Origin of the sequence: Bradyrhizobium sp. 21 (assembly GCF_023073335.1) — a bacterium.
In the GTDB taxonomy this organism is placed as follows: domain Bacteria; phylum Pseudomonadota; class Alphaproteobacteria; order Rhizobiales; family Xanthobacteraceae; genus Bradyrhizobium.
This window is the reverse complement of sequence record NZ_JADPJG010000035.1, coordinates 167,045-193,947: the sequence shown is the minus strand read 5'-3', so window position 1 is coordinate 193,947 and position 26,903 is coordinate 167,045. Positions and strand designations below refer to the sequence as shown.

Here is a 26,903-nt window from a genome sequence, read left to right as displayed (position 1 = left end):
ATCTGTTAGTCTGCGTGCAGCACGCGCCCGCGCGTCTCCGGCAGCGCGAATGCGGCGATGAAGAACAGCGCATAGGCCACCACCGCGAACATCGCGATCGCATTTGCGAGCGACGTCGTCGCGGACAGCGCACCGACAAGGAACGGAAACAGCGCGCCGATGCCGCGTCCGAAATTGTAGCAAAAGCCCTGACCGGAGCCGCGCAGCCGGGTCGGAAAGAGCTCGGTCAGAAACGCGCCGACGCCGGAGAAATAGCCCGAGGCGAAAAAGCCGAGTGGGAAGCCGAGCACCCACAGGATTTCGTTGGTCAGCGGAAGTTGCGTGTAGAGCAGCACCACCGCGATGGCGCCGATCGAGAAGGTCAGGAACAGATTGCGCCGTCCGATCCGGTCGGCGAGCCAGGCGCCAACGAGATAGCCGATGAAGGACCCGATGATCAGCGTCGAGAGATAGCCGGTCGAGCCGACGATCGAGAGATGCCGCTCCTTGGTCAGGAATTGCGGCACCCAGAAAGTGACAGCGTAATAGCCGCCCTGGCAGCCCGTCGCCATCAGCGAGGCCAGGATCGTGGTCTTCAGGATCGGGCCTGAGAAAATCTCCCAAAGTGCCGGGCGATCGCCGCTCGCGGCCTGCTTGGCGCGGGCCTCGGCCGCAATCTCGGGCTCGGTGACGGAGCGGCGGATGTAGAACACCAGCAGCGCCGGCAGCGCGCCGATCACGAACATCCAGCGCCACGCGCTCTCCGCCGGCAAGGCCGAGAACAGGATTGCCTGCGACAGCACCGCGAGGCCCCAGCCGACCGCCCAGCCCGATTGCACCGAGCCGACCGCGCGGCCGCGATATTGCGGTCGGATCGCTTCGCCCATCAGCACGGCGCCCGCCGCCCATTCGCCGCCGAAGCCGAGGCCGAGCACGGCGCGCGCGATCAGGAGCTGGTCGAAATTCTGCACGACCGCGCAGACCAGCGAGAAGAACGAGAACCAGATGATGGTGATCTGGAGCGTCCTGACCCGGCCGATATGGTCGGAAAGATAGCCGCCGAGCCAGCCGCCGATCGCGGACGCCAGCAACGTCACCGTGCCGGCAAGGCCGGCTGAGGCGGCATCGACCTTCCACAGTGCGATGATGGTGCCGATCACCAGCGGATAGATCATGAAGTCCATGCCGTCGAGCGCCCAGCCGGCCGCGCAGGCCCAGAATGTCCGCCGCTCCGGCGCGTTCATATCGCGGTAGAAGGCGAGAAGGCTGGTGTCCTCGATCTCGGCGCGTTCGATGCGCTGGGTCGGATCGGTCGTGCTCATGTGCGTTTCCCCGGCAGCTTTTTATGCGGTCGGTGGTAGCACGCGCTACGGCCTGCGCAAGCACGGGCAGGCCTGCGCGCCATGCAGGGACAGGGCTACTGCCCCGCTGCTTCCGCGCCTCGTGTGCGGGGATCGGGCGCGCCGAGCGGTCCGTTGGCGGTCACTGCAATGGAATTCGCGGATGTCTGTCCCATCGGTTCGACGATGAGGTGGTCCATTGCCTTCAGCTCGACCAGGACATTGTCAGGAAAGCCGCTCTCGATCCGGACCTCGTCGGGCAGCCATTGGTGATGCAGCCGCGGTGCGGCCACGGCCGCCGCAACGTCCATCTTGTAATCGAGGACGTTGACGATCACTTGCAGCACGGTCGAGATGATGCGGCTGCCACCAGGCGAGCCCGTCACCAGCACCGGTTTGCCGTCCTTGAGCACGATGGTCGGTGACATCGAGGACAGCGGCCGCTTGCCGGGCCCGGGCAGATTGGCCTCGTAGCCGACGAGGCCGTAGGCATTGGAGGCGCCGACCGCGGCGGTGAAATCGTCGAGCTCGTTGTTGAGCAGCACGCCGGTGCCATCAGCGACAAGGCCGACGCCGTAGCTGAAGTTCAGCGTATAGGTGTTGCTGACCGCATTGCCGCGGCTGTCGACGACGGAGAAGTGCGTGGTGTTGCTGCCCTCGCGCGGCGAGGTCGCGGCGGAAACGAGCTTGCTCGACGGCGTGGCGCGATCGGCGGAGATGGTTGCCCGCAGCTTGGCGGCGTAGTCCTTGGCGGTGAGCGTCTCGATCGGTGCGTTGACGAAGGCGGGATCACCGAGATAGCGCGCACGGTCAGCATAGGCGCGTTTCATGGCCTCGATCAGCAGATGCAGCGAGGCCGGCGATCCCTGCTTCAAATCAGCGAGCTCAAATCCTTCGAGGATATTGAGGGTCTCCACCAGCACCACGCCGCCGGACGATGGCAACGGCATCGACACGATGTCATAGCCGCGATAGGTGCCGCGCATCGGCGCGCGGATCACCGCCTGATAGGATTTCAAATCGGCCGGCGTCATGATGCCGCCGGCATCGGAGACGGCCTTGGCAAGTTTTTCCGCGACCGGCCCCTCATAGAAGCCGCGCGGACCTTGCGCTGCGATCGCCGATAGCGTTTCGGCGAGATCGCTCTGTATCATCCTATCGCCTTCGCCGAGTGGTGTGCCATCGGAGCGGGAAAAGATTTTGGCCGAGGACGGCCAGCGTGCGAGGCGTCGGTGCCAGCCCGGCAGGGTGTCGGCCATGTCGTCGGTGACGATGAAGCCGTCGCGCGCGAGCGCGATCGCCGGTTCGAGCAACTGCGCCAGCGTGAACTGGCCGGAGCCGTGCTTCTCTAGCGCGAGGGCGAGACCTGCCACCGTGCCGGGCACACCAATGCCGAGCGCGGAATCGCGCGACTTCGCCGTATCTGGCTTGCCATCGGGGCCCAGGAAGATCTGCGCCGTCGTCGCCGCCGGTGCTGTCTCGCGGTAATCGATTGCGATATCTTCATGACGTTCAGCGGAATGGATCACCATGAAACCACCGCCGCCGATATTGCCGGCGCGCGGATAGGTCACGGCCATCGCAAAACCGGTCGCGACCGCGGCATCGACAGCATTGCCGCCGCGCCGCAGGATGTCGGCGCCGACCTGCGCAGAGATTTTCTCCTGCGCCACCACCATGCCGTGCTCGGCCGCGACGGCGTGCACCGTGTCGAGCGGAGGTGGGATATAGGCGCGCCGCGCATCCTGCGCGGTGGCGGGGACAAGACCGAACGCCAGAGTGGCAATGAAGGCGAAAAATATTCGCCGTGCCGAAAAAGACGAGATCATCAAATTTCCGTCGTGGCTTCGAGCCGGTTCACACGCGTCACGGTAATGCTATACGGTTTGCGCCAAGAGAGAGGCAAAACTGTTCGTGATGGGGGCTGGACGATGACGACGATTGCCTCGGATGCGCGCGTAGAGGCGCAGCGGACCTATCCGCCGCGCGCCGCCGTCGTCAGCTGGATTTTCTTCGACTGGGCCGCGCAGCCTTATTTCACGCTGATCACGACTTTCGTGTTCGCGCCCTATTTCGCCACCAGCATTGCGCCAAATGCCGCCACCGGCCAATCGCTGTGGGGCTTTGCGATGGCCGCCGCCGGCCTCGCGATCGCGCTGATGTCGCCGGTGCTGGGGGCCATTGCCGATGCTTCGGGCCGCAGGAAGCCGTGGATCGCGGGATTCGGCGCGCTGCTGGTGCTGGCGTCCTGCACGTTGTGGATCGGCAAGCCTGGCGATCCCTCGATCATTCCGCCGCTGCTCACCGCGGTCGCGCTTGCCAGCGTCGGCGCGGAATTCGCCACCCTCTTCAACAATGCGATGATGCCGACCCTGGTGCCGCCGGAGCGGATCGGCCGGCTCTCCGGCACCGGCTGGGCGACAGGTTATGTCGGCGGCATCGTCAGCCTGATCATCGTGCTCGGCCTGCTCGCCGCCAATCCCGAGACCGGCCGCACGCTGCTCGGCCTGATGCCGTTGTTCGGGCTCGATCCCGCAACTCATCAGGGCGACCGCGCCGCCGGGCCGTTGACCGGGCTCTGGTTCATCATTTTCGTGACACCGATGTTCCTGTTCACGCCCGATTACCCGGCGAAGCGCCCGGTGCGCGAAGCTTTGCGCGAGGGCCTTTCCGAGCTGAAGCAATCGATCAGGAGTTTGCCGCAGCAGAAGTCGCTGGCCGCATTCCTGCTCGCCAACATGATCTACACCGACGGCCTGGTGTCGCTGTTCGCGTTCGGGGGTATCTATGCCGCCGGCACCTTCGGCTGGCACACGATCCAGATCGGCACCTTCGGCATCATGCTCGCGATCGCCGGCGCGTTCGGCGCCTGGCTTGGCGGCAAGCTGGACGATCGTATCGGGCCGAAGCGCGTGATCGCCGGCAGCATGCTGGTCCTGCTGCTGGCGGTGGCGGCGATCCTGCTGGTCGACAAGGATTCGATCTTCTTCATCAAGGTCGCGCCGCCCGCGCCCGGCGGTGCATTGTTCGCAGCTGCGGCCGAACGCGCTTATCTGGTGCTGGGCTGCCTGATCGGTGCAGCCGGTGGTCCGCTGCAAGCCGCTTCACGCACGCTCCTGATCCGTCTCGCACCGAAGGACCGCATCGCGCAGTATTTCGGCCTGTTCGCACTGACGGGGAAAGTGACGTCCTTCATCGGCCCGCTGCTGATCGGCGTGATCACCGCCGTGACGGCGAGCCAGAAGGCGGGCATGGCCGTGCTGGTGGTGTTCTTCGTCGCCGGGCTGGGACTGTTGATGCGGGTGCGGGAGCAATAAATTTTACCGTCGTCCCGGCGAAGGCCGGGACCCATAATCACCAAGTGCAATTTGGCGAAAGCTGGTGGTTGTGCGGTACCGAAACCGCGCTCTAACGATAAATCACGCGGTATGGGTCCCGGCCTTCGCCGGGACGACCCGTTGAGAGTTAGTGCGCTGGACGTCTAGTGCCTGAAGTGCCGCGTGCCCGTGAACACCATGGCGATGCCGTGCTCGTCGGCGGCCTTGATCACTTCGTCGTCGCGCATGGAGCCACCGGGCTGCACCACGGCCGTGGCGCCGGCTTCGATACAGGCGAGCATGCCGTCGGCGAACGGGAAGAACGCATCCGAGGCCACGACCGAGCCCTTGGTGAGCGGCTCGGCCAGCTTCAGCTCGTTGGCCGCATCCTGGGCCTTGCGCGCCGCGATCCGCGCTGAATCCACCCTGCTCATCTGGCCGGCGCCAATGCCGACGGTGGCGAGATCCTTGGCGTAGATGATGGTGTTGGACTTGACGTGTTTGGCGACCCGAAACGCGAATTTGAGGTCGCGCATCTCGGCATCGCTGGGCGCGCGCCTGGTCACGACCTTGAAAATCATGTCGTCGACCACCGCGTTGTCGCGGCTCTGCACCAGAAGGCCGCCCGCCACCGTCTTGGCGGTGAGTCCGGGCGCGCGGGGATCGGGCAGGCTGCCGGCGAGCAGCAGGCGCAAATTCTTGCGCGCGCCGATGATCGCGATCGCTTCCTCGCTCGCATCCGGTGCGATGATCACCTCGGTGAAGATCTTTGTGATCTCGCGCGCGGTGTCGGCATCGAGTGCGCGGTTCATCGCGATGATGCCACCGAACGCCGAGGTGGAATCGCAGGCCAGCGCCTTGCGATAGGCGCTGGCGAGATCGGAGCCTTCGGCCACGCCGCACGGATTGGCGTGCTTGACGATGACGCAGGCCGCCGTCCGTTTGGCATCGAACTCGCCGATGCATTCATAGGCCGCATCGGTGTCGTTGATGTTGTTGTAGGACAATTCCTTGCCCTGCAATTGCCGCGCGGTGGATACGCCCGGGCGTTTGTCGGGCGTCGCATAGAACGCCGCGGTCTGGTGCGGATTCTCGCCATAGCGCAGCGACTGGATCAGCCTGCCGCCGAAGGCGCGGAAATCGGGCGCGTCAATCTCGAGCTGGCGGTTGAACCAGTTCGAGATCGCGGCGTCGTAGGCGCCGGTGCGCGCATAGGCCTTCGCGGCAAGCCGCCGGCGCAGTTTCAGCGTGGTCGCGCCGTTGTTGGCGGCGAGCTCGTCGAGCACGGCCTTGTAGTCCTCGGCCTCGACGACGACGGCGACGTCGTCATGGTTCTTGGCGGCGGCGCGGATCATGGCGGGGCCGCCGATGTCGATGTTCTCGATGCAATCCTCGAAGCCCGCGCCTTTGTCGACGGTCGCCTCGAACGGATAGAGATTGACCACGAGGAGATCGATCGGCGCGATGCCATGCGCCGTCATCGCTTCCGCATGATCCTTGTTGTCACGGATCGCGAGCAGGCCGCCATGCACCTTCGGATGCAGCGTCTTGACGCGGCCGTCCATCATCTCGGGGAAGCCGGTCAGCTCGGAGACGTCTTTCACCTTGAGGCCGGCGGCTGCGATCGCCTTGGCGGTGCCGCCGGTCGAGACCAGCTCGACATCGTGCGCGGCAAGCGCCTTTGCGAAGTCGATCAGGCCGGTCTTGTCGGAGACGGAGAGAAGGGCGCGGGTGACGCGGCGGGGATGGTCAGTCATGAGCAAGATCCTCTGTCTGAAGGAGTGTCTATGCCCAGGCGCGCGGCTTCTCAGTCCCGCGCTTCCCGATGGTGCTCCATCCAAGGTCGCCAGTCGCGCGAGCTAGCGCTCGATAGCAGTTTTCGGTCGCTTTCACAACGATCGGATGGGGCCGAATCGCGTGCGTTTACAGCGGAAGTTCCGGCTCTCGACGCGCATTTCTGCGGGCATTGGTCACCGCCGGCGAGGCGGTGGAGCGGATGAAGCTCCAGCGGATCGAGGGCGCCTGCCGCGCATCCTGGCGGATCACGATCTGCGCGGTGCGGCGCGGGCCGTCATTGCCGGCCAGGAACACGCTGTCCTCGAGGTCGACCTTGTCGTCCAATGCTTCAAAGGTCCAGACGTCGCGGTTCGGCAGCACCAGCATGACGCCGCGGGCATCCGACAGCCGGCTCGCCTTCACCGCCGGGTGCAGATGGAAGCGCAGCGCGAAATCGGCATCCGCGCCCTTGAAGCGTCCGCCCTGCGGCGGCGACAGCGTGTCCTCGCCGTCGATGCGCGCGCCGTCATTGGCCATCATCAGCACGCGGCGATGGATCGCGCCGAATTTGGCGAGATAGCCGTCATGCGATGTCGTCAGCAGCGTGCCGTTCTGCACGATTTCGCGATAGCTCTCGACCTCGACGGGCCCGCTGGTGACGGGCGCGCCGTGCAAGAGCCGCTTCATCGCCGACATCTCCACGAACTGGCATGACGACGTCTCGTGATAGGTCAGCGTCGAATGCGCCGCCGTGCCGCGCGCGAACGGCCGCCAATTGTCGCGGCCCGTGGTCGGCATGCCGCAATTGGTGACGATGCGGCTGATGCCGGAGGACAGTTCGAACGACAGGCAGCCGGCATGGGCGTCGTGGCTGACGCCGGCCGGCGGCGGCGGGCCGGTGTCGATGATCACCGTGGTCTGGCCGGCGTCGAGGCGCTGGAAGCCGGTATGCGGCATGTTCGCCATTGGCGCGCCGTGGGTGTCGTCATAGGCAAGCAGCGTCGCGAGCAGGTCCGAGGGCGTCGCGCTCATGCCGTTGAACAGCGCGAAATTACCGTCGCCGTGGCGGAAGAAGCGCAGCATCGGCATCATGCGGTCGATCGCGTTGAGCAGCGCCGGCGGCGGTGCGATGTTGCGCGCGGCAAAGGTCTGCCGCAGCGGCAACAGGTCGATCAAGAGCTCGATCAGCGCGCCCGGGTTGCGGGAGATGTGTCCGCCGTCGGGCAGTATCTGCCGCTGCAATTCATCCGAAAGCTTTTTTGAGACGCTGCGGATGTGGCTGGCCTGGTTGGCGAGGCACAGCGCCGCGTAACACAGCGCGATCAGGACCTGGAGCTTCGGCACCCCGTCCGGAATGTTGACCATGGTGTAGCGCAGGAGGCGGATCTCGCGCGCCAGCGCGCGCAGATAGCGGCGGTAGAATTTATTGTCGGTGTCGTTGAGCACCAGCGGCGCCTGCGACAGCAGCGAGATCACACGTCGCGCCAGCACGTCGGCGCGCCGAGCGACGGCACGGCGCTTGCTGGCAGGGTTGGCGATCCAGTCCTCGATGAGCGAGCGCGCATTCGCGCGCGTCAGCGCGGTGTCGGCGGCGCGCAAATGGCGCAGCCAGCCGAAGCCGAGCAGCGCGACCTCCCAATCCTCCGACGGCGGCTCGAGATCGAAGATCGAGCGGCCGTGGCAATTGACGATCTTGCCGGCGAAGACGAAGCGGCCGGCATAGATCTCGGCGGCGCGGGTCGCATCCGCGGTGCGCAGATCATGCGGCGCGATGATCAAGCGGTCGGCGCGGCCCGGCCAGACCCGTGACAGGGCGACGGAACCGCCGCTCGCACGCGCGAGCATGTTCCGCGCGAAGCGGTTCATCACCAGCGTCGAGATACGTCTGCGTTGAGCGACCGACACGCCTTGCCTTGATGGGGGAGAGGATTCCGACGAATCCTTATTAATCCCAAAATCGGACGGCCGACACCACCTTGAACGGCGCGAATCAGCGCCGTTGTTGCAAAATCCAGTGCAAAATCAGGATTTAATGAGCCGAGCCGCGAAAAATCCGTCGAGCCCGCCGAGCTTGGGATCGGCGTTCGGCAGATGGCTGGGCAGGGTGCGCAAATCGCCCTCAGCGGTGACGGTCTCGCTGAGCCCCGACACCTCGGACGCATCGATCGGGACGCGGCGTAGCGCAGGCTCGGCGGCCAGCAGCGCGGCCATCGCATGCTCGCCCTCTTCGGGTTCCAGCGAGCAGGTACAGTAGACCAGCGTCCCGCCGGGCTTGAGCAGCGACACCGATTTTCGCAGCAGCCGCTGCTGGAGCGCGATCATCGCGGCGATGTCGGATTCCTGCCGGAGCCAGGACACGTCGGGATGGCGGCGGATCGTGCCGGTCGAGGTGCAGGGCGCATCGATCAAGATGCCGTCAAAACCCTCGGCTGGGCCGGCCCATTCCACGGCGTCGGCGACGACGGTCTCGGCCTGGAGCGACAGCCGCGCCAGATTCTCGCGCAGGCGCGCCACCCGGGCGGGCGAGCGGTCGATGGCGGTGACATGCGCGCCGGCCTGCGCCAGCTGCGCGGTCTTGCCGCCGGGAGCGGCGCAGAGATCGGCGATGGACTTGCCCTCGATGTCGCCGAACAGCCGGGCCGGCAGCGCGGCCGCGGCGTCCTGCACCCACCATTGTCCTTCGGCGAAGCCGGGCAGCATGGTCACCGCGCCGTGCAGCACCGTACGCACCGATCCGGTCGGCAGCACCTCGCCATGTAGCCGGCTCGCCCATTGCGTGGCGTCCGACTTCACAGTCAGATCCAGCGAAGGGTCGTGGCTGAGCGCGAGCGCCATGTCCCTTGCGGTCGCCTCGCCGTAATGCGCGCTCCAGCGCGCGAGCAGCCATGGCGGGAGGTCCAGCGATTGCGTTGCGACTTCATCCACCAATGCCTTGCCCTCGCGCGCGCAGCGGCGCAGCACGGCGTTGACGAGGCCGGCGTAGCGCGCGGCCCGGCGGTCGGATTGCACGAGGCGAACGGAGAGATCGACGGCCGCGTGATCGGGCACGTCCATCCAGAGAATCTGGGCCGCGCCGATCAGCAGCGCGCTCTGCGCGCGCGGCGCGTCGGTGGGAATGCCCTTGTCGAGCAGGCGGGACAGCACATGACCGAGCGTGCCGAGCCGGCGCAGCACGGTGGCGACCAGGCGCCGCATCAGCGCGCGGTCGCGGTCGGCGAGTGTCTTCAGCCCGGGATGGGCGCCGCTGCCGTCGAGCTGGTCGTCAAGCGTGCGGTGCTTTTGCAGCACACCGTCGACGATGTCGGCGGCAATCCGACGCGCCGCGAGACCGGGCACTTCGGACGGAGGGGCGAAACGTTGAGATGGCATGCGGAAGCAAGGTTCTGAGCAAGCGGCAGTTCCGCCGCAATGGGCGCATGCCTTGAGAAAGCGATCTCTGGCACGCGAATATGCCAAATGTAAGAATCGCTTCCGGGTTTTGCAGCCCTTTCGGAGCAATTTCTGGAATGCGTTATTGGGCGTCGCGCCACGGGCCGTCCTGCGCTAGAAAGCCAACGATGAGTGACCTGCCTCCCGTACCTGACCGCAAGCAGCTCCCGCCGGCCGCCCAGCGCGCGCTGGCCGAGGCCGAGGCGCGCCGGCAGGCTGCTGCCGCCCATTCCGAGGCGGCGCCGAAGGAGTTGCAGGGGCCGAAGGGACCCGAGCCGACCCGCTATGGCGATTGGGAGCGCAAGGGCATCGCTTCCGACTTCTGAGATCCGGGCCGGATCGGCCGGATGATGCCGGGCCCGGCCGCTACAGATAATCGTGCTCCCGGAGATAGCGGATGATGCGCTCGCAGGCTGCGTCGGTCGACAGTTCCGACGTGTCGACGGTGATCTCCGGCGCCTGCGGTGCCTCATAGGGATCATCGATGCCGGTGAAACCCTTCAGTTCCCCCGCCCGTGCCTTGCGATAGAGACCCTTCGGATCGCGGCGCTCGCATTCGGCGATCGGGGTCGCGACATGGATCTCGATGAACTCGCCCGCCTCGACCCGCTGGCGCGCCAGCTCGCGCTCGTTGCGGAACGGTGAGATCAGCGCGACCAGCGCGATCATGCCGGCATCGACGAACAGCGCCGCGATTTCCGCGACGCGCCGGACGTTCTCCGTCCTCTCCGCGTTGGAAAAGCCGAGGTCGCGGTTGATACCGTGGCGGAGATTGTCGCCGTCGAGCAGCGCGGCATGGCGCCCGAGCTCGGCCAGCCTGCGGTCGACGAGATCGGCGATCGTGGACTTGCCGGCACCGCTCAGCCCCGTGAACCAGAGCACGCAGGGCCGCTGCTGCTTCAGCCGCGCCCGCACGGGTTTGTCGACGGCAAGCTGCTGCCAATGAATGTTGGTGGCGCGGCGGAGCGAGAGGTCGATCATTCCCGCGGCAGCCGTGCGGTGACTGATCGGGTCGACGAGAATGAAGCTGCCCATGTCGCGGTCATCGCGATAGGCCTCGAACACCAGCGGGCGATCGAGGCTGAGATGGACGTAGCCGATCTGGTTGGCCTCGAGCGTGGCGGCGCTTTCCTGCGCCATGGTGTCGATGGCGATGCGGTGCTTGAGCGTCGTGATCACCGTGCCGGTCGAGGCTGCGCCGCATTTGAGGACATAGCGGCGGCCCGCGACCATGGCCTCGTCGTCGAACCAGACGAGATGGGCGGCCAATTGATCCGAGACCTGCGGCGCAGATCCTGCCGTCAGCACGTCGCCGCGGCTGACGTCGATCTCGTCCGCCAAAGTCAACGTTACCGATTCGCCCGCCAGAGCCCGGTCGCGCTCGCCGCCGGGCGTGAGAATCCGCGCGACTTGCGTGCGACGGCCCGACGGCTGCACGGCGATGGTCTCGCCGGTCGCGATCGTTCCGCTGGCGATCCGCCCGCAGAAGCCGCGAAACTCCGCATGAGGCCGGTTGACCCATTGCACGGGCAACCGGAACGGCCGCTGCGAGACGTCGCCGGCAACGTCCACCGATTCCAGATAGGCCGTGACGGTCGGCCCGGTGTACCAGGGTATCCGCGCGCTCGCGGCGACGATGTTGTCGCCGTCGGGCGCAACGACCGGGATGCACTGGACCTGCGAGATCCCGAGCTGTCCGGCCATGGTGAGATATTCGGCGGTGATGGCCGCAAAGCGATCCCCGTCGAAGTCGATCAGATCCATCTTGTTCACGGCGAGCACGACGTGGCGGACGCCGAGCAGCGACAGGATGTGGCTGTGGCGCCGCGTCTGCGTGATCACGCCCTTGCGGGCGTCGACCAGCACCACGGCAAGATCGGCATTGGAGGCGCCGGTGGCCATGTTGCGCGTATACTGCGCATGCCCGGGCGTGTCGGCGACAATGAAGCGGCGCAGCTTCGTGGCGAAGAACCGGTAGGCGACGTCGATCGTGATGCCCTGCTCGCGTTCGGCCTGCAAACCGTCGACCAGCAGCGCAAAATCGAGATCGCCGCCGGTGGTGCCCACCGTTTTGCTTTCGGAGGCGAGCGCGTCGAGCTGGTCGTCGAGCAGCGTCTTGGAATCGTAGAGTAGGCGGCCGACCAGTGTGCTCTTGCCGTCGTCGACGCTGCCGCAGGTGACGAAACGTAGCGTCGGACGATCGTCCTGTTCGAGCCGCGGCACGTCGGTTGCGGCGATCGTGGGGGCCTCGTGATAGGACATCAGAAGTAGCCTTCCGCTTTCTTGCGCTCCATCGATGCCGGACTGTCCCGGTCGATCATGCGTCCCTGCCGTTCGGAGGTACGTGACGCCATCATCTCCCGCACGATCTCGGGCAGTGTTGCCGCCGTCGAGATCGTCGCGCCGCTGAGGGGATAGCAGCCCAGAGTGCGAAACCTGACGGAGCGCCATCGCGGCTCTTCACCTGCAAGCAGCGGCATCCGCTGGTCGTCCACCATGATCAGCGCGCCGTCGCGCTCGACCACCGGGCGCTTCGCGGCCAGATAGAGCGGAACGATCGGGATGTCCTCGAGCAGGATGTAGTCCCAGACGTCGAGCTCGGTCCAGTTCGACAGCGGAAACACCCGCATGCTCTCGCCAGGCGCGAGCATCGTGTTGTAGAGGCTCCACAGCTCCGGCCGCTGGTTCTTCGGATCCCAGCGATGTGCAGCACTCCGGTGCGAGAACACGCGCTCCTTGGCGCGCGACTTCTCCTCGTCGCGCCGCGCCCCTCCGATCGCGGCGTCGAAGCCGTGGAGGTCGAGCGCCTGGCGCAATGCCTGCGTTTTCATGACGTCGGTGTAACGCGCCGAGCCGTGGGTGAAGGGATCGATGCCCTGGCTCAATCCCTCAGTGTTGGTATGGACGATCAGGTCGAGACCGAGATCGCGCGCGCGCTGGTCGCGAAATGCGATCATCTCGCGGAATTTCCAGGTCGTATCGACGTGCAGCAGCGGAAACGGCGGCTTGCCGGGATGAAATGCCTTCATCGCCAGATGCAGCAGCACGGAGGAGTCCTTGCCGATGGAATATAGCATCACCGGCTTGCGGAACTCGGCCGCCGTCTCCCGCAGGATGTGGATGCTTTCCGCCTCCAGCCGTCGAAGATGGCTGACGGCAGCGCTCGGCGGTTTGCCGTCAGCCCGTTCGGAAACAGCAGGCTCGGCTATCATGGGAATGTCCAGCATGGGGATCACGCGGCCGCGGCGAACCAGTCACCGAACAAATGCGCCGACGTCGACGCACTCAGGTCGAGATCGCCAACACAGGCCGCGACCGAGGCACGATAGGCAGCGTTGACGCCGCAGCGCTCCAGGACGTCCAGCTGGAATGCGCTGACCGACGCCGTCGCGCGGTGCTGATAGCGATAGGCGCTATCGGAGGTGTGCAGGTTGGGCACCTTGTAAATCGTCGCTTCGGTCGGGAAGATGACACGCGCATTGTTCATCTGCGTTTGTCCGGGCTTTCGCCATGACGTCACGGCGCTCTCGGTAAAGCTCTCCGACAGGCCCAGGCGGTCGAACAGGACGCGAACCGACGATGCGGCCTCCTTGCTGACCTCATAGACATAGTGAGTGACGGGGACGCCCTGTTGTCGGGCGTAGTCCGCCACCCGGGCCGCGCTCAGCGCAGCGATGACATAATGCTGGAGCAATGTCGCTTCCGACGCGCGCGAGATCAGCTTCTCGAGCCATGAGGCCAACGCACTCGCCGGCTCGCGATCGAGCATGATGAGATGCAGCCGGTGCGGTGGGTAGCCCGCCTCGATCAAGAGCTGCAGCGGGTTGAACAAGCTCTCGGCGAGTACGTAGGGCCCGATCGTTTCCTTGCTGAAGATGCGCGGCTCATTGGTCGCCGATGGGATGATCCAGGGCATCGGCGCGCGGCTGACGAGCGCGTCGCGCAGCATGGCCTTCAGCGGCTGATAGTATGAGGGCATCCCCGCCATGCCGAACAGGTTGCTCAGGGCCGTCGATCCGACCCGGGCCTTGCCGCATGCGAAATAGAGCATCGGAAAGTCTTGCGCCGGACGATGCCGAAAAGCGGCGGCAAGGCTATTCGTGACTTCGCGCATCAGGATTTCGAGGGTGACGGTTCTGGTTTGGAATTCGCCAACTGGCGAAAGCTGCATGGTGTCGAGAGACTTGTGCTGTTGCCGAACCAGATCGGCGATGCGTTCGAACGAATCGATGGAAGTCGCGTCGAAGTTCATGTCGAAAGCTCCGCTGCAGGCTCCGCAAACCAGGTTGTTTGCCGTAGTATTACAGCCTACAGTTGCTTTCGGTAGGGGTCAAACCCGGGCAAACCCGGTGTTCCGCATGTGAGCGGGCATACGAGGGCGCGCGTTGTAGTGTCATCATCACGCGGCGCGCACGGTGCTGAGGAACTTCGCGACTTCCTCCTTCAGCAGGCCGCTTTCGCGGGACAGCGAGCGGGCCGAGGACAGCACCTCTGCGGATGCTGTGCCGGTCGCGCTGGCGCCATGACTGACCTGAGCAATCTTCTCCGCCACCTCGACCGTTCCTTTCGCGGCCTCGCTGACGTTGCGTGCGATTTCGGCGGTCGCAGCTCCCTGCTCTTCGACGGTGGCGGCGATGGTTGTCGAAATGTCGGAAATCCGCGCAATGGTCGCGCCGATCTCCTTGATCGCGCCGACTGAATCTTCGGTCGCCCTTTGCATGCCGGCGATCTGCGCGCCGATTTCCTCGGTGGCTCGCGCGGTCTGTGCCGCGAGTGCCTTGACCTCACTCGCCACCACTGCGAAGCCCCGGCCCGATTCGCCGGCGCGGGCCGCCTCGATCGTGGCGTTCAGGGCCAGAAGGTTGGTCTGCTCCGCGATCGCCGTGATCAGCTTGACGACATCGCCGATCCGGCCCGCGGCCTTGAGCAGTTCGTTGATCCGTACGTCGGTGCGCTCCGCCTGCAGCACGGCCTCGCCGGCGATTCGGCTGGAGTCATGCACCTGCCGGCCGATCTCGACCACCGACGTGCTCATCTCCTCGGCGGCGGACGCGACGGCTCCGACGTTGGCGGATGCCTCTTCCGAAGCCGCAGCGACCATGCCGGAAAGCTCCTGGGTCTCTTCGGCGGTTCCCGACAGGGTGCCGGCGGCGCCTTCGAGCTGTTGGGACGCCGAAGATACGGAGTTGATGATCCCGCCGACCGCAGCCTCGAACGCGGCAGCGAGCTCGGTCATCTCTTCCTTCCGCCGTGCGGCGGCAGCTATTTCCTGAACTTTCTGCTCCGCTTCCATCTGCTCGATGCGGATTAGATTTTCCTTGAAGGTCTTCGCCGCGCGCGCGTTGTCGCCGACTTCATCGCCGCGGTCGACGTAGGGAATCTCGATGGCCTTGTTGCCGCTTGCCAGTTGCAAGAGTACCTCGCCGATGCGCCGGATCGGGCGGGCGATGTTCAACACCGAGAAGACCGCCGAACCGATCAGCATCACCATGACGAAGATGCCGACGACCAACGCGAAGCTGGCAACGCGGTCCAGCTCGACCAGCAGCTCCCCCTTGCGCCGCGCCGCGAATTCGTTGGCGACAGCCACCAGATCGTCGATGCGTTTGCTGACTTCCCGGGCCGCGGGGCGCATATGCTCTTCGAGAATGCTCGTCCGCGTGGCTTCGGCCGCGGCTTTCGCGGTGCCGGCGGGAGCGCCAATCACGGCCTTCTGCACCGCCGCCAGTTCGACGGCGCTGGTCAGATAGGCATCGACGAATTTTCTGGTTTCACGGTAGGCGTCCTGCGTGACCTTCCGCGTCGCCCGTTCCCTTGCGGTGTCTATTTCAGCACCGGCTTCAGTTGCATGGGTGCGAAGAGTCTCGAGAAACTTGTCGATCTCGCCGGCTGACGGTGCAATACCGATCTCGAAAGCGGCAAGCTGTGCGCGCGCCATCGCGGTCTGCGCCGTCTGTGCATTGCCCTTGTTGAGATAGTTGACGATGACCAGGCGATTGGATTCCGTAATCGATTGGTTGCCGAGCATCTGGTTGGTGAGGATGCCTCCGACCAGCAGGACGCTGACGCCTGCAATGATGCCGAGCTTCGTCCCAATACGAAAACCAAACAAACCCACGGCCGTCTCCTCGCGTTGTCGTATAGCAGGTATACGCAACCAATGATTGAGAATTGCGTAAGATTCGCGGGTCGTAAAACTACGGTTGACGCTGCGGAAACGTCTGCGTCGGTTCCACGCGTTGGCACGTCGGTGGGTGGAACTGCATGCTTGCCGGTTCCCCCGACTCAGCCCTAGCGTGAGGTGATGCGTTTCCAGGATCGCCCCGATGTCCCTCGGCCGCAGTTCGGCGGCTCGCCGTTCGGCCGTCGCTTCTCCGGGTTGTTGCCGTGGATGTTCGTGGTCGGCGTTGCGCTGGCGGCCGTGCTCATCTTCCGGCACGGGACGAACTGGACGGTTCCACGTGCGGATGGCGGCCGCACGCGGGACGCGGAGATCGTGCTCCAGCAGGGCGGTCATCCCGACCGTCGCGAGCCGGTCGACGTCGTTCGCACCATCGACGGCGACACTTTTCTCGCGCGCATGCGTCAGCGCGACGGCCGCGATCTCGTCGTGCGCGTTCGCCTGCGCGGCATCGACGCACCCGAGATGAAAGCATCGTGCCAGGAGGAGCTGGACAAGGCCGAAGCCGCGGCCCGCGCGTTGCGCGATCTGCTCGGCCAGGGCGGCGTGACGATCAGCAATCTTGGCCCCGACAAATATGGTCGCGTTCTCGCCGACGTCGCGACCAAGCAAACTACCAACGTTTCGGCGGCGTTGCTCGCCGGCGGTTACGCGCGGAGCTACAATGGCGGCCATCGCGACGGCTGGTGCGCGCGAAGCTGGCGCTTCTGGTAACAAAAAAGCCGCGTCGATGGACGCGGCTCTTGTTTGTCCTGCTTTGAACTCGGCGCTTAGCGCGTCACGACCACCGTCGTGCCAACCGAGACCCGGCTGTAGAGGTCGGTGATGTCGTCGTTGAGCATGCGGATGCAGCCATAGGAGACGAAGCCGCCGACCGAGCCCGGCACATTGGTGCCGTGGATGGCATATTCGCCACCGGACAGCGTCATCGCCGCGACGCCCATCGGATTGCGCGGCGAGCCGCCTGGAATGACGTCGGGGATGCTCGGCTTGTCGCGCTTCACCTCGGCAGGCGGCGACCAGGCCGGATTGCGGTATTTGCCGTCGATGCGGGTGGTGCCGGCCCACTGCTTGCCGGACTTGCCGACGCCGACCGGATAGCGCACGGCGTGGCCGTTATCGAGGACGAGATAGAGCCGACGCTCGTTGGTTTTGACCACGATCGTGCCCGGCGAATAGTCGGCCAGGTGGGTCCCAACCATTTCCGGCCGCGCCTGGGCCGCCGTCGACATCATGATCCCCGCCCCGATGGTGGCGGCCAGCGCCACTGCAATCCTCATCGACATCGATTTTCCCCTTGCCCGAACGGATCGTCCAAAAATTACGCAGAACCCGGCAATCGCAGGCTCACCCGACATTCTTAACCGCGCCTGTTAACCGGATGGTTTCCACGCACGGCCGCCAAGGGCCAGCCAGCAGGGGGAACAAAGGAAATGTTCGAAACAAAGTAAATGACCTGAAAACAACACTCGGCGGGAAAGATGCGCAGGCGCGGGGGTGCGGCCTGACGAATGCGTGAGCGTGTGAACGGCGGTTGTCTGGGGGCCGGTTGCGAAGTGGGTCGCTCCGTGTCCCGGACGCGGCGCGGCACGAAGTGACGCGATGCAGAGCCGGGACCCAGTTTCTTTGCGGGTCGAGGCATGGGCCCCGGCTCTGCAGCGCACCGCGAAGTACGCGCTGCGCTGCGTCCGGGGCACGAGATCGGTGCTTACGCCGACTTCTTGTTCTGCCGGTTCTTGACGAGGTCGTCGACCACGGCCGGATCGGCCAGCGTCGAGGTGTCGCCGAGGCTGCCCGGTTCGTCCTCGGCGATCTTGCGCAGGATCCGGCGCATGATCTTGCCCGAGCGGGTCTTGGGCAGGCCGGGCGAGAACTGGATCTGGTCGGGCGCGGCGATCGGACCGATCTCCTTGCGCACCCAGGTGACGAGCTCCTTGCGCAGTTCGTCGCTCGGCTCGACGCCGGCCATCAAGGTGACATAGGCGTAGATGCCCTGGCCCTTGATGTCGTGCGGGTAACCAACCACAGCGGCTTCCGACACCTTCTCATGCGCGACCAGCGCGCTCTCGACTTCGGCCGTGCCCATGCGGTGGCCGGAGACGTTGATGACGTCGTCGACGCGGCCGGTGATCCAGTAGTAACCGTCGGCATCGCGGCGGCAGCCGTCGCCGGTGAAGTATTTGCCCTTGTAGGTCGAGAAATAGGTCTGCTCGAAGCGGGCGTGATCGCCATAGACCGTGCGCATCTGGCCCGGCCATGATCGCGTCAGGCACAGATTGCCCGATGTCTCGCCCTCCAGCACCTTGCCGTCGGCATCGACGATCTCTGGCACCACGCCGAAGAATGGCTGCGTCGCCGAGCCCGGCTTCAGCTTGGTCGCCCCCGGCAGCGGCGTGATCAGGATGCCGCCGGTCTCGGTCTGCCACCAGGTGTCGACGATCGGGCAGCGGTCGTCGCCGACGACGCGGTGGTACCACTCCCAGGCTTCCGGATTGATGGGCTCGCCGACCGAGCCGAGTAGCCGAAGCGAGGCGCGCGAGGTCTTCTTCACCGGCTCGTCGCCGAACTGCATCAGCGCGCGGATCGCGGTCGGGGCGGTGTAGAAGATGTTGACCTTGTGCTTGTCGATGACGTTCCAGAACCGCGAATTATCCGGGTAATTCGGCACACCTTCGAACATCAGCGTGGTCGCGCCGTTGGCGAGCGGTCCGTAGAGAATGTAGCTGTGGCCGGTGACCCAGCCGACATCGGCGGTGCACCAGTAGATGTCGCCGTCGTGATAGTCGAAGACATATTGATGCGTCATCGCGGCGAACACGAGATAGCCGGCGGAGGTGTGCAGCACGCCCTTCGGCTGGCCGGTCGAGCCCGAGGTGTAGAGGATGAACAGCGGATCTTCGGCGTGCATGTGCTCGACCGGGCATTCCGTCGTCACCATCGCGGCCGCGTCGTGATACCAGAGGTCGCGGGTCGGGTTCATGTCGATCTTGCCGCCGGTGCGCTTGACCACGACCACCCAGTCGACGCCGTCGGCCTTGGCGAGCGCCGCGTCGACATTGGCCTTCAGCGGCACCCTCTTGCCGCCGCGCAGGCCCTCGTCCGCGGTGATGATCACCTTGGACTGGCAGTCGTTGATGCGCTGGGCGAGGCTGTCCGGCGAGAAGCCGGCGAACACCACGGAATGGACCGCGCCGATCCGCGCGCAGGCCAGCATGGCGTAGGCCGCTTCCGGAATCATCGGCAAATAGATGGTGACGCGGTCGCCCTTCTTGACGTTGCGGGTGCGCAGGATGTTGGCCATCCGGCAGACCTCGTCGTGCAGCTCCTTGTAGGTGATGTGCCTGGACTGCGAGGGATCGTCGCCTTCCCAGATGATCGCCGTCTGGTTGGCACGCTTGTGAAGATGCCGGTCGATACAGTTATGGGCGACGTTGAGGATTCCGTCCTCGAACCATTTGATCGAGATGTTGCCGGGCGCGAACGAGACGTTCTCGATTTTCGTCGGCGCGTGCATCCAGTCGATGCGCTTGGCCTGCTCCGCCCAGAAGCCGTTCGGGTCCGAGATCGAGCGGGCGTACATGTCCTTGTACTTGGCCTGGTCGACCCAGGCGCGCTTGGCCCATTCCGCGGGGACGTCGTAAATCTTCTCGGACATGTTTCCCTCCACATACGGCAAGCCGAGCACAGGCCACTGACAAGCCGACTTGATCGTTGAACGATTATGCGTCGGGCTAACCGGACCCGACAAGGTGCACAAGCTGGACCTTCGGCGAGCGCCCGGCCATGCGAAGGATCAAGGCCACCGGGCCGGACTTTCGCAGATATCAAACAGGCCGGGGGGTGGCTTTCGGGCCTTTACGCAGATCCTCGGAACAGGCCGCCGCAGAGCCCCATGCACCTACCGGAGGTATTCAGCAACCGCACCTCACCGATTCGGGACTCGCAATGCCGTTCGGAACACCCTAAGTGGCTAACCCGGGTCCCAAGAGACCGTCCAAGAGACCCTTGGAACAAAAATCAGAACAGCGGCATTGACCGATAACAGACAGGGCTAAGGCTTAAGACTATGATGGATCAGCAGAATCCCGGGACGATACGGCCCGCTTCAGCCGATCCTGCGGCCATTGCGCTGGCCAAAGCCCTCGGACAATGGCCGAAACCGGCCGGTTCCACCCGTCCCAGCCCGAAAAAGGTCTTTGATTCAGCTTCCCCGGCCGCCGTCGAGGAGCTGGCCAAGGAGCTGGGCCTGCGGCTCGGCGACCAGAACGAGCTGAAGATCCGCCGCATCAGGCGCGGCAAGGGCTATTCCTTCGTTCGTCCCAACGGCGTCCATATCCGCGACGCCCGCACCATCCGTCGGCTGCACGCCATGGCGGTGCCGCCGGCCTATCGCGAAGTCCGCTACTCGGCCGATCCGAGCTCGCATCTCCAGGCGGTGGGACGCGATGCCGCGGGCCGGCTGCAATATCGCTATCACGCCGACTGGGAGAAGGTTCGCGAGCACCGCAAGGCGCATCGCCTGGAAAAGCTCGTCGGCGCGCTGCCAAAGATCCGGCGCAAGGTCTCGGCGTTCCTGTCGGGCGAGGAGCCGACGCGCGAATTCGCGCTCTCGGCCGTGATCGAGCTGATCGCGCGCACCGCGATCCGCCCCGGCAATGAATCCTATGCCCGCCTCAACGGCACCCGCGGTGCGACCACGCTGCTGAAGTCCAACGTCACGCTGGAAGACGATTCCTTCGTGCTCACCTTCAAGGCGAAGGGTGGCAAGGCGGTGCGGAAAGAATGTGACGCGGCCAAGCTGGTGCGCGCCATCGGCATTTTGCAGGGAGTCCCCGGCAAGCGCATGTTCCAGTATCGCGATGCCTACGGCATCGTGCGTGCGGTCAGCACCACGCAGGTGAACGCCTTTTTGCGCGAGATCGCCGGTATCAAGATTTCGCTCAAGGATTTTCGCACCCTGATGGCCTCCGCCGTCGTGGTGGAATCGCTATCGCGGATCACGCCGGCCGTCAGCCAGCGCGGCCGCAAGAAGCAGGTGCTGGAGGCGATCCGCGCCGCCGCCGACCAGCTCTCCAACACGCCGGCGATCTGCCGCAAGAGCTATGTCCACGACACCATCGTCACCGCCTTCGAGGACGGCATCCTCGAACGCTTCGCCGCGACCATGAAGGGCCAGCGTTCGCAGGCCCGGCGCGAGCAGCTTTTGCAGCAGGTGGTGGCGACCGCGGCGGTCTGACAGGCCGCATCGCTACGTCTTGTCTGAAACACCCTTGTCCGGACCCGGATCACTGCCCGCGGCTGCGGTCGTGAGCCGTCCCAGATAATGACCCCACCCCTTCGCGTGCGCGGCCGCCTGCTCCTCGGTCGGCAGCCCGCTATGGGTCATGCGCAGCAGCGTGCCGCCGTCGCGCTCGATCAGGTCGATTTCGATCAAGCTCGAGCCGGGCGGCACTTCCTGGCCGCCGTCCCAGCCGAACGTGTAGGCCAGACGATGCACCGGCACGACCTCGCGGAAGGCGCCGCGGGCGACGCCCGCGCGGGGGCCGATGCCTTTGAGCAGATAGAGCCCGCCGGGATGCGGCTCCGTGGTCGCGTCCGAGCCCATCCAGCTCAGGATTTTCTCCGGATCGGTCAAATAGGCGAAGACGGTGGCGCGCGGGGCGGCGATCTGGGTCTCGCGTCGCACTACGAAGGGCTCGGTCATCGGCGAACATCCCTGGACTGACATTGGGACATGGCGGCCGCAAAGCGGCCCGTCAAGGATTGCCCGTGACAAAGACGGCCCGCCTTCGTCATGATCGCGCCATGCATCTTTCCCCGACGCTCTCCTGGCTCGTCGATGCCGCCGCCGATAGGGCCGGGGCGGACCGCCTGCTTGCGGATCTCGGCGCGCATCTGGTCGCCGACGGCGTGCCGCTTGCGGCAGGCAGCCTGACGCTTGAGGTGCCGCATCCGCTGATCGCGAAGCGGACCTGGCTGTGGCGCGCGGACAACGGCCGGGTGATCGAAGCGCTCGGCTTTGCACCAGGCGGTCTTGCGCCCGATCCGCCCAACGATGCCGGCCGCCGCTGGCTCCGCGATATCGCGGATGGCGAGGCGCACGAAGACCTCGTCGGCAGGAGCGATGGACCATTGCTGGGCTGGATCGGGCCGCGCCCGTTCACCCCCGACGAAATCGAGCAATTGCGCCAGGCCGCCCGCTTCGCCGCGACACCGCTTGCCGTGCTCGCCGCGCGCGCGACGTTGCGGGCGACGCTGGATGCCTATCTCGGCAAGCGCAGCGCGGAGCGGGTGCTGGCGGCACCGCTGCGGCGCGATCTCGGTGAGACCATTCAGGCCGCGTTGCTCTACGCGGATCTGCGCAACTTCACGTCCCTGTCTGACACCAGTCCGCCGGCGGACGTCATTGCGGCGCTCGATGCCTGGTTCGATCGCATCGCCGGCGCGGTCCACGCCTTTGGCGGCGAGGTGCTGAAATTCATCGGCGACGGCGTGCTCGCGATCTTCCCGGTGGTCGAGGCATCACCGCGCCGTGCATGCGATGCGGCTCTGCGTGCCGCAGGCGCGGCCGAGGCCGGGATGGCGTATCTCAATGCGGAGCGCCGTGCTCAGGGGCTGCCGCCGCTCGCGTTCGGTGCGGCACTGCATCTCGGCGAGATGCTGTGGGGCAATATCGGCGCCGCCAACCGGCTGGATTTCACTGCGATCGGTCCTGCCGTCAATCTGGTGAGCAGGCTGGAAGGACTGTGCAAGCCGCTCGGCAGGACCGTGCTGGTGTCGGGCGCGCTCGCCGCCGAGACCGACATGCCACTGGTCGCGCTCGGGTCGCATTCGCTGCGCGGCATTGCTTCGCCATGTGAGGTGTTCGCGTTGCCGCAGACGCAAGCTCGGATACCGTAGCCGGGATTGCGCTTCGCTTCGTCCGGGCTACAGCACCTACAGCTAAACCCCACCCATCTTGCAGACCATCTTCCATTCCTCGGCCGTCACCGGCTGCACCGACAGGCGCGAATATTTGACGAGTGCCATGTCCGCGAGCTTTTTCTCGGCCTTGATCGCGGCCATCGTCACCGGCGTCTTCAAGGGCTTGTCGGCCTTGATGTCGACGCAGACGAACTTTTCGGTTTTGTCGGTCGGGTCGGGGTAGGCTTCCTTGATGATCTCGGCGATGCCGACGATCTCCTTGCCCTCGTTGGAATGATAGAAGAACGCCTTGTCGCCCTTCTTCATGTTCACGAGATTTATGCGCGCGGTGTAATTGCGCACGCCGGTCCAGGCTTCACCCTTGGCGCCCTTCGCGACCTGCTGGTCCCAGGACCACACCGACGGTTCGGATTTCACCAGCCAGTAGTTCATCGCAAACTCACCTCATTCCGGGATGCGCCATCTCCCGCGCCGCGATGTTTAGGGCACGTCGTTGCCCGCGACAAGCGCGGGCGTCCGTTATCAAACGCAACACTCACTCCTTCAGGTGTCGATCGAAGAACTTAGCGATATCGGTGAAGGCTTCCTTTGTCTCCGGCGCATTGATGTTGAACTGATACTGCGCGTGGGACTGACCCTCATAGACGTTGAGATCGGCAACCACGCCGGCGCGACGCAATTTGCGATGCGTGCGAACGGTGTTGCTGAGGAACAGATCGCGCGTGCCCGAGGTCAGGATGGTCGGCGGGAAGCCTTTGAAGTCCCCATAGATCGGCGAGATGTAGGGATTCTTCAGGTCCGTCCCGTTGGCGTAGAGCTTAGCGGCGCGGCCGAGCCAGCCGTCCCAGGTCACCAGCACGTTGTCGACCCACTCGTTGCTGGCATAGGTGTCGCCGACCTTGTCGATATCGGACCATGGCGTGCCCGGTGCGATCGCCGCCGGCATCTGCAGCTTCTCGTCCCTGGCCCGCAACACCATCGCCAGCGTCATCGCGCCGCCCGTCGACGTGCCGAAGATCGCCATCCGTCGCGAATCGTTCGTCCTGGTGACCTCCTTCCACACCGCCATCGCATCGTCCATCGCGGCGGGATAGGGGAAGTCGGGCGGCATCCGGTAGTCGACCGAGATCACCTTGAAGCCGCCAAAGCCCGCCATCATGATCGCCTCAGGCAGCGCGGCTTCGCCCGGTCCGAACACGTAGCCGCCGCCATGGACGTGGACCAAAAGCCGTCGCCGGTTCTCGGGCGGGATCTTGTTCGGCGTGACGATGAAGCAGTGCACGCCGGCGATTTTGGTCTCCTCGACCCTGACGCCGAGCTTTTCCTTCATCGCCGGAATGCCTGCAATCGACAGTTTTGCGCGGCGATCGATCAGCTCTTTCCACTCCGCTGATGTCTTCGGGTCCGCATTGAAATGCGGCGGAAACGGCGCACCGATCATGGCCTGCATGTCTGGGCTGACCTCACTGGAGGGATTGGTGATTGATTTGACCGGCGCGATCCGCTTGCCGTTCTCGGCGTTGGCCGCAGCCTCGTTTTTGGCGAGCTCGTCATAGGCGATTGCCGCCTGGCTGTACGCAGCGGTGGATAAGGTCAAGGCAGCGAGTGTGATGATCGCGATCGAAACGATCGCGCGATGCGGTTTGCGCATGCGTTCTTCCCCTGGATCCGTTTCATTGTTGTTGGACCGGGATCCTGCGGTGTGCCGCTAGGCTAGACCAGCGTGCACGGGCCGTGAAGTGCCACCTGCGGCGCGAGGGCGCCGCTATTCCTCGGCCTTGAACGGCCGCGTCAGCAGCCCTTCGATCGCGGCGTCGATCGTCAATTGGCCGGTGAGGATGGCGGCCACGGCTTGCGAGACCGGCATGTCGACGTTTTGCGCGGCCGCGAGCTCGACCAGCACCGGCGCAGTGAATGCACCTTCCGCAAGCTTGCCCGCCGGCGCCGCTTCTCCGCGACCGAGCGCAATCCCCAGAGCGAAATTGCGCGATTGCGCGGTCGAACAGCTCAGCAGGAGATCGCCCAGGCCGGAGAGGCCGGAGAGCGTTTCCGTGCGCGCGCCGCACGCACGGCCGAGCCGTGCCAGCTCGCTGAAGCCGCGCGTGGTCAGCGCGGCGAGCGCGGAAGCGCCGAGGTTGCGGCCGACCACGATGCCGGCGGCGATCGCCAGCACATTCTTGGCCGCGCCGCCGATCTCGACGCCGCGAACGTCTGTCGTGTGATAGGGCCGGAAGGTTGCCGAGCCGAGCGCCTGCACCAGATTGCTCGCGAGCGCCTCGTCCTTCGCCGCCAGCGTCACCGCAGTCGGCAGTCCGCGCGCGACGTCGTCGGCGAAGCTCGGGCCCGACAGGATCGCAGGCCGCGCATGAGGTGCAGCTTCAAGGATCACATCGGTCATGAATTTGTGGGTGCCGTGCTCGATGCCCTTGGCGCAGGCGACGATCGGCACCGGCTTTGTCAGATGCGAGGCCAGCATGTTGACGGCGCTGCGCAGATGCTGCGCCGGCGTTGCGATCAGCAGCATGTCCGCGCGCGCGGCGTCCGCCAGCTCGCTCGTCACGACAATGTCCGGCGCGAGCCGCACGCCCGGCAGCCGCGGATTGTCGCGGGTCGATGCAATCCGCGTGGCATGCTCGGCATTGCGCGCCCAGAGCGTCACGTTCCGCCCTGCGCGTGCGGCGACCGTCGCCAGTGCCGTACCCCAGGCACCTGCACCGATCACCGCGACGGACTGGAATGCGGTCATCGCTAATATCCCGCCCGCGTCTTGCCGTAGCCTGCCGGCGCCGTCGCGTTCGCATCGAGCGACCAGCGCGCGCGTGGCTGCGCTTCCATCGTATCGGTCATGCCGAGCGCGAGACGTTCTGCGCCGGCCCAGGCGATCATCGCACCATTGTCGGTGCAGAGTGCGGGCGGCGGCATGATCAGTTGCGTCCCGGCTTTCCTCGCAACGTCATGCAGCGCGCCGCGGATCGCCTGGTTGGCGGCGACGCCGCCGGCCGCCACCAGCGCGCGCGGTGCGCCGAACTGCTCGCGGAAAAGCTTGAGACCGACGCTCAACCGGTCGGCGGTGGAGTCGAGCACGGCAGCCTGAAAGCTCGCGCAGAGATCGCTGACGTCCTGCGGCGTGATCTCAGTCAGCCGGCTCGCTTCGTTGCGCACCGCCGTCTTCAATCCCGACAGCGAGAAATTGGCGTCGGGGCGTCCCTGCATCGGCCGCGGAAACGCAAAACGCGCCGGATCGCCGCTTGCTGCCGCGCGCTCGACTTGCGGTCCGCCCGGATAGGGCAGGCCCAGCATCTTCGCGACCTTGTCGAAGGCCTCGCCGATCGCATCGTCCACGGTGGTGCCGAGCCGCACATACTGGCCGACGCCGGTGACCGCGACGATCTGGGTATGGCCGCCCGAGGCGAGAAACAGGCAATAGGGAAAATCGAGTGCGTCGGTCAGGCGCGGCGTCAGCGCATGCGCTTCGAGATGGTTCACCGCGACCAACGGCGTATCGTGCACCATCGCGATCGCCTTCGCGGTGGTCAGCCCGACGATGACGCCGCCGATCAGTCCAGGCCCTGCGGCCGCCGCAACACCGCTGAGCTGGGCGTAGTCGATGCCGGCCTCGTGCATGGCGCGGTCGATGATGCCGTCGAGCACGTCGACATGAGCGCGGGCGGCGATCTCCGGCACCACGCCACCGAAGCGCGCATGCTCCTCGACCTGCGACCGCACGATATTGGACAGGATCCTGCCGCTGCCGTCAGGCGCGCGCTCGATCACGGCCGCGGCGGTCTCGTCGCAGGTGGTTTCGATGCCCAGTACCAGCATTGGCGAATTGGTATCCAATTTGCGCCCTTCTCTTCCCCCTTGCGCTCATCCGCAAAGCAGAGTTCTGGTACGTCCGGTAGCATTCCGGGGTCGGCTTGCGCAATCGTCACGCGCAGCTCTCCTCGTGAATGCGTC

General features: G+C 65.5%; 21 protein-coding genes and 1 riboswitch. Of the genes, 5 read left to right on the top strand and 16 right to left on the bottom strand.

The features are described 5' to 3' along the window. Positions 1-5 precede the first annotated feature (5 nt). Positions 6-1,301, bottom strand: a complete 1,296-nt coding sequence (locus IVB31_RS29540) for an MFS transporter (RefSeq protein WP_247331177.1) — start codon at positions 1,299-1,301, stop codon at positions 6-8. Positions 1,302-1,396: 95 nt separating this feature from the next. Further along, positions 1,397-3,148 carry a gamma-glutamyltransferase gene (gene ggt, locus IVB31_RS29535; RefSeq protein WP_247331174.1) on the bottom strand — a complete coding sequence of 584 codons (1,752 nt, stop codon included), beginning with the start codon at positions 3,146-3,148 and terminating at the stop codon, positions 1,397-1,399. Positions 3,149-3,250: 102 nt separating this feature from the next. Here ggt and IVB31_RS29530 point away from each other — a divergent pair, with 102 nt between their 5' ends. Then, entirely contained in the window at positions 3,251-4,636 is a 1,386-nt protein-coding gene (locus tag IVB31_RS29530; protein WP_247331172.1) for an MFS transporter, read from the top strand. Positions 4,637-4,800: 164 nt separating this feature from the next. Here the strand turns inward: IVB31_RS29530 and purH are convergent, their stop codons facing one another. The 3 genes from purH to IVB31_RS29515 all read right to left on the bottom strand — a co-directional run bounded on the left by purH (position 4,801) and on the right by IVB31_RS29515 (position 9,781). Further along, complete coding sequence (purH, locus tag IVB31_RS29525; RefSeq protein WP_247331170.1) at positions 4,801-6,393, bottom strand: bifunctional phosphoribosylaminoimidazolecarboxamide formyltransferase/IMP cyclohydrolase; 1,593 nt, start codon at positions 6,391-6,393, stop codon at positions 4,801-4,803. A 25-nt stretch (positions 6,394-6,418) separates the two neighbouring features. Further along, positions 6,419-6,500, bottom strand: a riboswitch (ZMP/ZTP riboswitch). A gap of 59 nt (positions 6,501-6,559) precedes the next feature. Then, positions 6,560-8,278, bottom strand: coding sequence for a heparinase II/III family protein (locus tag IVB31_RS29520; protein WP_247332302.1), 1,719 nt, complete (start codon positions 8,276-8,278; stop codon positions 6,560-6,562). 156 nt (positions 8,279-8,434) lie between these two features. Then, entirely contained in the window at positions 8,435-9,781 is a 1,347-nt protein-coding gene (locus tag IVB31_RS29515; RefSeq protein WP_247331168.1) for an RsmB/NOP family class I SAM-dependent RNA methyltransferase, read from the bottom strand. Between the two features lie 188 nt (positions 9,782-9,969). On the opposite strand from IVB31_RS29515, the gene IVB31_RS29510 reads away from it, so the two are divergent. Continuing rightward, positions 9,970-10,167: a DUF1674 domain-containing protein gene (locus IVB31_RS29510; RefSeq protein ID WP_247331162.1), complete on the top strand. Its 198-nt coding sequence runs from the start codon at positions 9,970-9,972 to the stop codon at positions 10,165-10,167. A gap of 40 nt (positions 10,168-10,207) precedes the next feature. On the opposite strand, the gene cysN is transcribed toward IVB31_RS29510, so the two are convergent. The 4 genes from cysN to IVB31_RS29490 all read right to left on the bottom strand — a co-directional run bounded on the left by cysN (position 10,208) and on the right by IVB31_RS29490 (position 15,959). After that, on the bottom strand, positions 10,208-12,103 hold the full coding sequence (gene cysN / locus IVB31_RS29505; protein ID WP_247331160.1) for a sulfate adenylyltransferase subunit CysN: 1,896 nt from the start codon (positions 12,101-12,103) through the stop codon (positions 10,208-10,210). Then, entirely contained in the window at positions 12,103-13,053 is a 951-nt protein-coding gene (gene cysD / locus IVB31_RS29500) for a sulfate adenylyltransferase subunit CysD (protein WP_247332300.1), read from the bottom strand. The genes cysN and cysD overlap by 1 nt, the downstream gene beginning before the upstream one ends. A gap of 20 nt (positions 13,054-13,073) precedes the next feature. Continuing rightward, on the bottom strand, positions 13,074-14,093 hold the full coding sequence (locus IVB31_RS29495; RefSeq protein ID WP_247331158.1) for a sulfotransferase family protein: 1,020 nt from the start codon (positions 14,091-14,093) through the stop codon (positions 13,074-13,076). A 147-nt stretch (positions 14,094-14,240) separates the two neighbouring features. Next, positions 14,241-15,959, bottom strand: coding sequence for a methyl-accepting chemotaxis protein (locus IVB31_RS29490; RefSeq protein WP_247332298.1), 1,719 nt, complete (start codon positions 15,957-15,959; stop codon positions 14,241-14,243). Positions 15,960-16,145: 186 nt separating this feature from the next. Between IVB31_RS29490 and IVB31_RS29485 the strand changes: the two genes are divergently transcribed. After that, positions 16,146-16,736, top strand: coding sequence for a thermonuclease family protein (locus IVB31_RS29485; protein WP_247331156.1), 591 nt, complete (start codon positions 16,146-16,148; stop codon positions 16,734-16,736). A 56-nt stretch (positions 16,737-16,792) separates the two neighbouring features. On the opposite strand, the gene IVB31_RS29480 is transcribed toward IVB31_RS29485, so the two are convergent. Both IVB31_RS29480 and acs read right to left on the bottom strand, forming a co-directional pair. Continuing rightward, on the bottom strand, positions 16,793-17,308 hold the full coding sequence (locus IVB31_RS29480; protein WP_247331153.1) for a L,D-transpeptidase: 516 nt from the start codon (positions 17,306-17,308) through the stop codon (positions 16,793-16,795). Between the two features lie 422 nt (positions 17,309-17,730). Continuing rightward, positions 17,731-19,677, bottom strand: a complete 1,947-nt coding sequence (gene acs / locus IVB31_RS29475; RefSeq protein ID WP_247331149.1) for an acetate--CoA ligase — start codon at positions 19,675-19,677, stop codon at positions 17,731-17,733. A 411-nt stretch (positions 19,678-20,088) separates the two neighbouring features. On the opposite strand from acs, the gene IVB31_RS29470 reads away from it, so the two are divergent. Continuing rightward, the gene (locus tag IVB31_RS29470; protein ID WP_247331147.1) at positions 20,089-21,258 is read left to right on the top strand and encodes a DNA topoisomerase IB; all 1,170 of its coding nucleotides are present in this window, start codon (positions 20,089-20,091) and stop codon (positions 21,256-21,258) included. Positions 21,259-21,270: 12 nt separating this feature from the next. Here IVB31_RS29470 and IVB31_RS29465 read toward each other — a convergent pair whose 3' ends face one another. Next, entirely contained in the window at positions 21,271-21,726 is a 456-nt protein-coding gene (locus IVB31_RS29465) for an SRPBCC family protein (protein ID WP_247331145.1), read from the bottom strand. A gap of 101 nt (positions 21,727-21,827) precedes the next feature. On the opposite strand from IVB31_RS29465, the gene IVB31_RS29460 reads away from it, so the two are divergent. Next, positions 21,828-22,922, top strand: coding sequence for an adenylate/guanylate cyclase domain-containing protein (locus IVB31_RS29460; RefSeq protein ID WP_247331143.1), 1,095 nt, complete (start codon positions 21,828-21,830; stop codon positions 22,920-22,922). Between the two features lie 42 nt (positions 22,923-22,964). On the opposite strand, the gene IVB31_RS29455 is transcribed toward IVB31_RS29460, so the two are convergent. From IVB31_RS29455 to tsaD, 4 genes are all read right to left on the bottom strand, one after another. Further along, positions 22,965-23,378, bottom strand: a complete 414-nt coding sequence (locus IVB31_RS29455; RefSeq protein WP_247331140.1) for an EVE domain-containing protein — start codon at positions 23,376-23,378, stop codon at positions 22,965-22,967. A 103-nt stretch (positions 23,379-23,481) separates the two neighbouring features. Further along, entirely contained in the window at positions 23,482-24,597 is a 1,116-nt protein-coding gene (locus IVB31_RS29450) for an alpha/beta hydrolase (RefSeq protein ID WP_247331138.1), read from the bottom strand. A gap of 114 nt (positions 24,598-24,711) precedes the next feature. Next, positions 24,712-25,692 (bottom strand): NAD(P)H-dependent glycerol-3-phosphate dehydrogenase, encoded by a 981-nt coding sequence (locus IVB31_RS29445; protein ID WP_247331136.1) that lies wholly within the window; start codon positions 25,690-25,692, stop codon positions 24,712-24,714. 2 nt (positions 25,693-25,694) lie between these two features. Continuing rightward, positions 25,695-26,768 carry a tRNA (adenosine(37)-N6)-threonylcarbamoyltransferase complex transferase subunit TsaD gene (gene tsaD, locus IVB31_RS29440; protein WP_247331134.1) on the bottom strand — a complete coding sequence of 358 codons (1,074 nt, stop codon included), beginning with the start codon at positions 26,766-26,768 and terminating at the stop codon, positions 25,695-25,697. Between the last annotated feature and the right edge of the window lie 135 nt (positions 26,769-26,903).

Excerpts from the sequence above, each read along its gene's own strand:
- IVB31_RS29520 (WP_247332302.1), bottom strand. The coding sequence starts at position 8,278 with ATGAACCGCTTCGCGCGGAACATGCTCGCGCGTGCGAGCGGCGGTTCC.
- IVB31_RS29450 (WP_247331138.1), bottom strand. The coding sequence starts at position 24,597 with ATGCGCAAACCGCATCGCGCGATCGTTTCGATCGCGATCATCACACTC.
- IVB31_RS29480 (WP_247331153.1), bottom strand. The coding sequence starts at position 17,308 with ATGTCGATGAGGATTGCAGTGGCGCTGGCCGCCACCATCGGGGCGGGG.
- cysN (WP_247331160.1), bottom strand. The coding sequence starts at position 12,103 with ATGTCCTATCACGAGGCCCCCACGATCGCCGCAACCGACGTGCCGCGG.
- IVB31_RS29540 (WP_247331177.1), bottom strand. The coding sequence starts at position 1,301 with ATGAGCACGACCGATCCGACCCAGCGCATCGAACGCGCCGAGATCGAG.
- acs (WP_247331149.1), bottom strand. The coding sequence starts at position 19,677 with ATGTCCGAGAAGATTTACGACGTCCCCGCGGAATGGGCCAAGCGCGCC.
- IVB31_RS29445 (WP_247331136.1), bottom strand. The coding sequence starts at position 25,692 with ATGACCGCATTCCAGTCCGTCGCGGTGATCGGTGCAGGTGCCTGGGGT.
- IVB31_RS29455 (WP_247331140.1), bottom strand. The coding sequence starts at position 23,378 with ATGAACTACTGGCTGGTGAAATCCGAACCGTCGGTGTGGTCCTGGGAC.
- IVB31_RS29485 (WP_247331156.1), top strand. The coding sequence starts at position 16,146 with ATGCGTTTCCAGGATCGCCCCGATGTCCCTCGGCCGCAGTTCGGCGGC.
- IVB31_RS29460 (WP_247331143.1), top strand. The coding sequence starts at position 21,828 with ATGCATCTTTCCCCGACGCTCTCCTGGCTCGTCGATGCCGCCGCCGAT.
- IVB31_RS29510 (WP_247331162.1), top strand. The coding sequence starts at position 9,970 with ATGAGTGACCTGCCTCCCGTACCTGACCGCAAGCAGCTCCCGCCGGCC.
- IVB31_RS29530 (WP_247331172.1), top strand. The coding sequence starts at position 3,251 with ATGACGACGATTGCCTCGGATGCGCGCGTAGAGGCGCAGCGGACCTAT.
- IVB31_RS29515 (WP_247331168.1), bottom strand. The coding sequence starts at position 9,781 with ATGCCATCTCAACGTTTCGCCCCTCCGTCCGAAGTGCCCGGTCTCGCG.
- tsaD (WP_247331134.1), bottom strand. The coding sequence starts at position 26,768 with ATGCTGGTACTGGGCATCGAAACCACCTGCGACGAGACCGCCGCGGCC.
- purH (WP_247331170.1), bottom strand. The coding sequence starts at position 6,393 with ATGACTGACCATCCCCGCCGCGTCACCCGCGCCCTTCTCTCCGTCTCC.
- cysD (WP_247332300.1), bottom strand. The coding sequence starts at position 13,053 with ATGATAGCCGAGCCTGCTGTTTCCGAACGGGCTGACGGCAAACCGCCG.
- IVB31_RS29470 (WP_247331147.1), top strand. The coding sequence starts at position 20,089 with ATGATGGATCAGCAGAATCCCGGGACGATACGGCCCGCTTCAGCCGAT.
- ggt (WP_247331174.1), bottom strand. The coding sequence starts at position 3,148 with ATGATCTCGTCTTTTTCGGCACGGCGAATATTTTTCGCCTTCATTGCC.
- IVB31_RS29495 (WP_247331158.1), bottom strand. The coding sequence starts at position 14,093 with ATGAACTTCGACGCGACTTCCATCGATTCGTTCGAACGCATCGCCGAT.
- IVB31_RS29465 (WP_247331145.1), bottom strand. The coding sequence starts at position 21,726 with ATGACCGAGCCCTTCGTAGTGCGACGCGAGACCCAGATCGCCGCCCCG.